The sequence below is a fragment of the Phycisphaerae bacterium genome (assembly GCA_035384605.1).
Taxonomy (GTDB): domain Bacteria; phylum Planctomycetota; class Phycisphaerae; order UBA1845; family PWPN01; genus JAUCQB01.
In genome coordinates, this window is sequence record DAOOIV010000063.1 from 24,265 (window position 1) to 31,404 (window position 7,140).

At 61.4% G+C, this 7,140-nt stretch carries 6 protein-coding genes, 1 tRNA gene and 1 riboswitch; all 7 genes read right to left on the reverse strand.

Annotation, left to right across the window (positions count from 1 at the left end; translation table 11 throughout):
- Positions 1 to 8 precede the first annotated feature (8 nt).
- Entirely contained in the window at positions 9 to 548 is a 540-nt protein-coding gene (locus tag PLL20_13975; protein HPD31099.1) for a hypothetical protein, read from the reverse strand.
- Positions 535 to 2,226 carry a DNA mismatch repair protein MutS gene (locus PLL20_13980; protein ID HPD31100.1) on the reverse strand — a complete coding sequence of 564 codons (1,692 nt, stop codon included), beginning with the start codon at positions 2,224 to 2,226 and terminating at the stop codon, positions 535 to 537. The genes PLL20_13975 and PLL20_13980 overlap by 14 nt, the downstream gene beginning before the upstream one ends.
- Positions 2,223 to 3,758, reverse strand: a complete 1,536-nt coding sequence (locus PLL20_13985; GenBank protein HPD31101.1) for a DNA mismatch repair protein MutS — start codon at positions 3,756 to 3,758, stop codon at positions 2,223 to 2,225. The genes PLL20_13980 and PLL20_13985 overlap by 4 nt, the downstream gene beginning before the upstream one ends.
- Before the next feature lie 168 nt (positions 3,759 to 3,926).
- Positions 3,927 to 4,277 carry a sodium/proton-translocating pyrophosphatase gene (locus tag PLL20_13990; protein HPD31102.1) on the reverse strand — a complete coding sequence of 117 codons (351 nt, stop codon included), beginning with the start codon at positions 4,275 to 4,277 and terminating at the stop codon, positions 3,927 to 3,929.
- A 28-nt stretch (positions 4,278 to 4,305) separates the two neighbouring features.
- A complete protein-coding gene (locus tag PLL20_13995; GenBank protein HPD31103.1) occupies positions 4,306 to 4,743 on the reverse strand; it encodes a hypothetical protein in 438 nt (145 codons plus the stop codon).
- A 108-nt stretch (positions 4,744 to 4,851) separates the two neighbouring features.
- Positions 4,852 to 4,915, reverse strand: a riboswitch (Fluoride riboswitch).
- Positions 4,916 to 5,001: 86 nt separating this feature from the next.
- Complete coding sequence (locus PLL20_14000; protein ID HPD31104.1) at positions 5,002 to 5,550, reverse strand: hypothetical protein; 549 nt, start codon at positions 5,548 to 5,550, stop codon at positions 5,002 to 5,004.
- 373 nt (positions 5,551 to 5,923) lie between these two features.
- Positions 5,924 to 5,996, reverse strand: a tRNA-Thr gene (locus PLL20_14005).
- Positions 5,997 to 7,140 lie beyond the last annotated feature (1,144 nt).

The following is a 7,140-nucleotide window of genomic DNA, read 5'->3' on the forward strand; positions in this document are numbered from 1 at the left end:
AACGGGGGCTAATGGGTGATAGACCTATTCAGGTCAGGGAATAGGTGACTCCCCCTGAGACAGACCCCCTTTTTTCCTGGCTGCAACCCAAGCGCACTGCATCCAGAAACATGCGCGCAAGGCGCACAGACGTCCGGCCGTAAGGCTCTGATGGCCGGAACCATGACCGGATTCACGCTGAGTTCGTCCACTCCAAGCCCCAGCAGGATGATGGTGTAAATCGGGTCGGAAGCCATCTCCCCGCACAGGCTCACCGGCCGATTGTGGCGATGACCGGCCGGAATGATTCTCCGCATCATCCGCAATAACGCCCTCATCTGGCAGATGGACTGCTCGGGATGGTCCGGAAACACGCGGATTTGGCGGCACCCAAGCATTGGATTCGCTTCGAGGCTGCCGGCAGTGCCGGCCATCTTGTCCGCGCCGAGATCGAAGGCCCCGAAGGTGACGCGGAGCAGCCTGCGCATGGCGTGTTCGACCCGTGTCTTCTCGTCCGGAACCGATAAGGACGACACCTCGCATCGCGGGACCGGCTCATCCTCCGGCATCCAGACCAGCGCGGGGCCGCATGCAATTCCCGGCGAGATCGTCGTCCCTGCAAATATCATGGTTCATGCCTTTCGTGCGAACGGGTTGTCGCAGATCGGCGCCCGGCCCGGCCGGCGCAGGGCGATCCTCCTGATCACGGTGTCTGTCTGATGGAACCTCATTCCGTTCCTCTTTGTCTGTGCCGTCCGGGAAGACCTCCCGGTACAGGTCTTCGCCATAACTGGTCTCCAGCGGTTCACCCTCGATGAGTCTGAAGGTACGCGATCCGTCCGCCTGCCGTTCGGCGCGCAGGAACAGGGCGTCTTCCCGCCTCTTATCGAACAGGCCGCGCGCAAACTCGTACAGGTGCGTCACCAAGAACACCTTGATGCGCCTTTCGAGCAGCGCACAGGCGATCTGTCTGGCGATCTCTGATCCTTCACGCTGGTTCGTGGCGGCGAACGATTCATTGCACAGCAGCATCGCGTTCGGCGCGAGATGGTCGGCGATATCGTTCATTCGCGCCAACTCCTCGTCGAGTTTCCCGTACTTCATCGTCGCGTCCTCTTCCCGCTTGTAGTGCGTGAACAGGCCCGTGCAGAGCTCGGCCTCGAAGGACCGGGCCGCGACAAACATGCCGCATTGCATCATCATCTGGGCCAGACCGATGCTGCGCAGAAAGACCGACTTTCCACCCTGGTTTGCACCGGTGATGATGACGAGGTTCTTCCCGTCGGCCTCGACGGCATTACCTACCACTCGATGTACCGTGAGCAACGAAAGGCAGGGGTCATACAAACCGCTGAAACGTAGCCTGCGTTCACCCGCGGGAACCGGACAGGGAAAGCACACCGGTTCTCCCTTGGACGCAAGTCGCTCGTGCAGATTCAGGCAGCCGACGTAGAAGGCCAACTCCGTCCGCAGCATCTCGAAGAAGCTGCGGACGTGATCGGCGGATTGAGCGAGGGCGTTCGCCACCAGGTTGGTCCCGCAGTTCCGCATCTGCGACAGGATCCTGGCGCCGGCCTCGTCGCGATCGGCGAGGCGAAAGGTGTACGCTGGTGATCCCTGGCCGAGGATGCGCCGGAGCCAGCTCGGCCTCTTCTTGTGCGCTTGGCATAGCGTGTAGTTGATGCCCGCGTTGCCTTCGCCCAGCTCAGCGCTCAGCAACAGACCCTTGCGAAACTTCAGCTCCGTCAGGTGATGACAGATGCCGGCGAGGTAGTCGTCGCTCAGTTCCCGCTCGATCATCGCAAAAAGGGCCTTGAAGCCCTCTGAGTCGAATCGGTCAGCGTGCGTCTTGGCGATGCCCCTCAGCTTCCTGAGCATGCCGATAAGCATCTCCAGCAGCGCGATCGACTCGCTCAGGATTCCGGCCGGCTGGCGGCTGAGGATGCCGAGCCAGCCGGTCCTCTTCCTCTTGATCGTCTCCACCGTGAGATCATAGAACTCCCTGACCGCCGCAGGGTTCTTCAGGCAGTCCTTCAAGATCGCCTGCCGGTACAGGACGGTATCCACGTCGCTCCGCAGGCCCGAGAAGAGCCCCCTGCGCGCCACGTCGAACAGGAACCGGTCGCCGCCCGCCATGGCGTCCAGGAGGGTATTCAGTTCCAGGTCCTGCGTCAGCACGGATTCGTTCCACGGAAGTCCCTGCGCCAGGTCGAAATCGCGATCCCGATGCATCAGCAGTGCTTTCATGCCTTGATCCGCCTCATCAACCAGTCGTAGGTCACGTGGTGCCTCTCGGCGACCGCCAGGGCATACGCGAGCCCGTCGGCCGGCCTCCGCTCCAATTTGTAAGTGCGGATCGCCGGATCATCCGGCTCGACGGTGCTGACGACGCTGACCGTTTTCTCGTTGAAGGAGGCCAATTCTTCCAGAAAGGTGACGCACACGCCAAGCAGGTCCAACGCGGAAAGCCTCGCCATGATCCTCTGGCCCAGATAGACCGCGTCCTTAAGTGTCGTTGACGAGAAGATCTCGTTGATGACGACGATACTGTTCGGCGTCGCTTGGTCCAGTATCGAGCGGATCCGGAACAAGTCGTCCTGCAGTTTGCCGCGCAGCGTCTCGATGTCCTCTTCGCGCTCGAAGTGCGTGAAGAGACGGTCGTACAGGAAAAGCCTCGCCTCGGTGCCCGGGACGGGACAGCCCAAAGCGGCCAAATAGTGTAACTGGCCGAAGGTCCGGGCAAACGTTGTCTTGCCGCCGTGGTTCGGGCCGGAGACGACGAAGATGCGCTCCGGGCCGCGCAGGAAGAAGTCGTTCGTCACGACGGTCGCCTCGTTGTCCAGGAGCGCGGCGGCCAGCGCGAGATCGAACGTGCGGCGAGCGCTGATCTCCTTGGACTCGCGGGAAAGCCGCGGGTAGCAGAAACTCAGGCCGGCGCTCCGGAATCTTGCGATGTGCGCCAGATAAGCGACGTAGAACTGAACCTCCCGGTCGAACCGCGATATCGTCTCGTCCAGGTAATCCGCGTGCTCCGTGTAATAGGCTTCCAGGGCGGCAAATGTGTCGGGATGAAGGCGCGCCAGTCGCTCCACCACCTGCGCCTGAATGTGGTTCATGCTTTCCGAGCACAAGTCCTTGACCCGATAGTCCTTTGCCGCGCCGCGCCGGAACTTCTGGAAGCTTGCCTCAACCGCGGCGCTATAGTCGCCTTCCCCTTCGTACCGGAGGACCGTGATGCGGCCACCGTGGATGAGCAGGCAGTACTTGATGGCGGAGAGGGCGGACCTGAGCGATGTCGCCTCTGCGGCGAGCTTTCGGAAGGAGTCCGATGCTACATACTCCGTCAGATACTCGCGAAGGGTACGCATGCCTCGCGATCCCAGGTCGAACTCAGCGAGGCGATGGGCAAGTTCCCCGACGGCCTCGCAATAGATGCTCACCGCGTCCAGAAACCATCGTTCCCTTTCGTACCTGTAGTAGTGCTCCTTCGGTTGCGGCAGATGCACGCGTATTTCGTGCATCCGCCGGGAAAAGGACCCGACGACCTGAATCAGGTTCGGGTCCTCGAAATCCTGCATGACCTCCTGACGATAAGCAATCGCATCAAGGTCATGTAGGGGCGCATAGAAGAACGGCGCGAGGTCGTATTCCCGCCGGCCCGCCGTGATGGCCTCCACGATCTGGTCGAGATTCAGGTCACGAAAGAAGGCGGGGACTTCACCGGCCACCTGCACAGCAGAATCATCGAGGCTTGGAATCAGAATACTCTGGAAACGCATGGGATGAGTGCCTCAATGACGGAACGTATCGAGTCCGGCGAAGGCCGTCCGCGCTGCTTCCCGGCATCCGAGAGCAGGGCCCGTGTCAGACATTCCCGATGCGCCCCGGAACCGGACACGCTGACATGAGCCGGACGGTGTTCACTGCGATTGACGTCTCTGCCCACTCTATCCCCCTGTCAGTGCTGCCTTGAACGAACCCCGCTGGGGCGTCTCTCGCTTCGACTGCCAGAGGGCCCACACGAGGCCGCCAACGCCCACGACAACCACCGCCCAGAACAAGGCGTCCGGACTCTTGCCGGCCACCTGGACATTGTGTTCGCCAAGCTTGGCGATGATCTCGTGATCGTACGGTAGGATCAGCCCGATGATCAGCAGGCTGACCATGTTCATGACCTTGATCAGCGGATTGATCGCCGGCCCCGCCGTGTCCTTCAGAGGATCGCCGACGGTATCGCCGGTGATGCCGGCCTTGTGTTTCTCGCTTTCTCCGAGTGTTTTCGTTGACCAACGCACCATTAAGCAGCTCCACCGATGATCGCTTCATCTAACACGGCGGATCGCGGCATTCCGCCTCACGGGCAGGATCTTGTGTGGCAGGATCCACCTTCCCCAGGTCCGACGAAGCCGGCTCCGGTACAGGGAGTGGTTCAGCCGGCCAGAAGTGGTGCCACAACTGGCGGGCCAGAGCATTGTCCTGGCGATTCCTGAAGACTCCGACCAGCAGGTCATGAGCCTCCCTCATGCGATTGAGATGGGTTAAGGCAACGGCCCAATGGATCTTGAACACCGGCTCATAGGGATTGAGCCAGACGGCCCGGCGGAATTGTGACTCCGCAAGCTCAAAAGCTTCCCGTCCGAGGAAATAGCAGCCCAGATCATCCCGGTCGTAGCCCAGATAGTGGCTGGGCCGCAACAAGTCCTCGCGGATGATCTGCGGATCGCGACTTCGCTGTTGCCCTTTCTGGTCGTCCTGCCGGCTCATGGTCCGCCGCGCCTCTTCGCCGCAGGCCCGTGCCTGCCAACAAAAAACCCCGCACAGGAATCGTCCTGGCAGGGCTCCGTTGGCGCCGTTTCGCCCCTACCCAGGTCGATTCGGGTAGGAGTCATCAGGTCGGCAGGACCGCTTGAAGGCGGACTCCATCGCCACACGTATCTTAACCCCGCCGGGCGCACTCCGCAAGGGCTATTCACTGTTGACCGTTTGGGCACCAGGTCCGAAGTGGATGATCTGCCCCTTCTCTCAGCAGATGGTCCAGTGCTTCCCGGGACGATACAGCCGGATGCCGGTTTCGTTATCCATCTCCAAATCGCAACCACGCAACCCAGGCAATTCGTTGGGTCGTGCCCCGGTCAGAATCCACAGATCAACAAGGGCTTTGACCGGCCGGCTGAGACGAGGCAGCGTCACGTCGAGCAGGCGTTGTTCAACGAGGCCAACCTTCGCGTTCTCTCTCGCTCCTGATCTGCCGCGCCGCAATGACTCGATTATACGTAGCGATCGGCAGACCCCGACAGGTACGAGTTCTTGCGATGCCGCCCATTTGAACATGCGGCGGATTCGCTGAACCTGGGAATTGATGTACTTGCGAGACCGGGGCCGCCGGGGCGGCTTGGCGTTCTCGTCACCACGGACCATCTGATACCGAAGGAATCGCAGCTTTCTGGGGCCGAACTCCGCAGCGGAGGTGTGGCCATAGAACTGACGGACGAGACGAATCAGCACGCCGTAGAAGCGTTGTTCGCCCTGGTCGTGAAACTGCTCGGCCCACTTGTAGAACCGATTGAGCATCTCGACCAGTTGCAACACCCCGGGGGCGCGGGGGGGGCATCTCTCCAGGATACCGCTCTGGCCGGCGGCGGCCCTTGGCCTCCCGCTCGGCGATCACGCGGTGGTACAGCTCACCGCTCTGCGGCGAGCCATGTTCGCGAGCCGGCGGTCGCGACGTTTCCTCATGGCGAAGTCGGTGAGGGTAAAGAGGGCTTGTGAATGGCCCTCTCGCCGGCGGTACCAAGGAGCCTTCGGGTTGGCGCTTTTCTGTCGGCATACGCGGACCTCCCTGACGCCGGCACGGTCAGTGACCGCGCTAAAACGCGCTTCAGGCCGCACTGCCGAACGCCGACAGATCCTCGTAACCCCCGACGGCGACAAGACCTATCGTGACAGCCACCGGTCGGACTCGAACCGACGACCTGCGGTTTACAAAACCGCTGCTCTACCGACTGAGCTACGGTGGCAACAATGCCGGTGCAACAAATCACTGCAAAAACTCGCCCGAGCGGATACCTTCGCTACAGCCTGTGGGTCCCACCTTCGGCCAAAGCCATGCTCGGGGTGTCAATCATGGCTCGTTCTCGCAAGCCAGACCTCCGGCCCCGCAAGGCGATCGGGGCACATTTGCACGAACCCGTCGGACGGCACTTCAAGTGCCTCTCCAAGGATCCGGAAACAGCTCATGGCGAGCATGCCTGGCGGCTCCTCGCCCCGCAGTTTCCAGCCTCGCAGAACCACGACCTGATTATACCGCTTCGGACGCCGGTGCAAAGCAGCCTGTGGTGGTCTGAAATGTCTGCAACGCCTGCCTGAGCTTTGTCCAGAGGAACGACGCCTCGAACATTTCAAGTGCTATGGTGAAGGCCGGACGTCGCCTTTGCGGCCATAGACGCAAGAAATCACCAAGGCGGCCTTCGGCCGTAGCCCAAACATGTGCGCGACTTGCTCGCGTGAGGCGACGCAAGTATCCGAATGCGGGTGTCCCGCCCTGCGGCTTGCCTCTCTGGCGTATCGCCCTTCGCCCATAACCCATGCATCTGCCGCATAAGGCCGGCCCTTCCAAAGCGACCTCTTCTTCTCCCGACGGCTAACGCCATAGTCATCCGGTACTTTAGCCTCTCCCGTCGCGACTGGTGCGCATTTTGCGCGCATGTTTCTCGATCGCAGGGCGCCGGGTGCCATGCCCACGGCTTTGCGTGGGCATGCGCCTCCAAATGTATCCGCTCGGCCCGGAATCCTTTCCGGGCCGTACCCGCTGCGGCATCCTTTCCGCCGTCGCCATTTATTGGTCACGAGTACAGCGCAGCCAAGCAACCTCGCAGAGCCGATATTCCGGCTCGCCACACCGCAGCCCCTCGGCCAACGCGGGCCATCGATGAGTCATGGGTATCTGGGCATTGGCCATTCGGATTTCATTGGTCATTCGGGTTTCGACATTGGTCATTCGCAGCGGACACCGTCGACCGGTGCCGCCACGAGGTGCCATGACCTGGGCTATCTTCTCAAATCGTGCGAGTGAAAAACAAGATGGGATTCACCGGAAGGGTACGTCCTCCGCTCGGCCCGGAATCCTTTCCGGGCCGCATCCCCTGCGGAATCCTTTCCGCA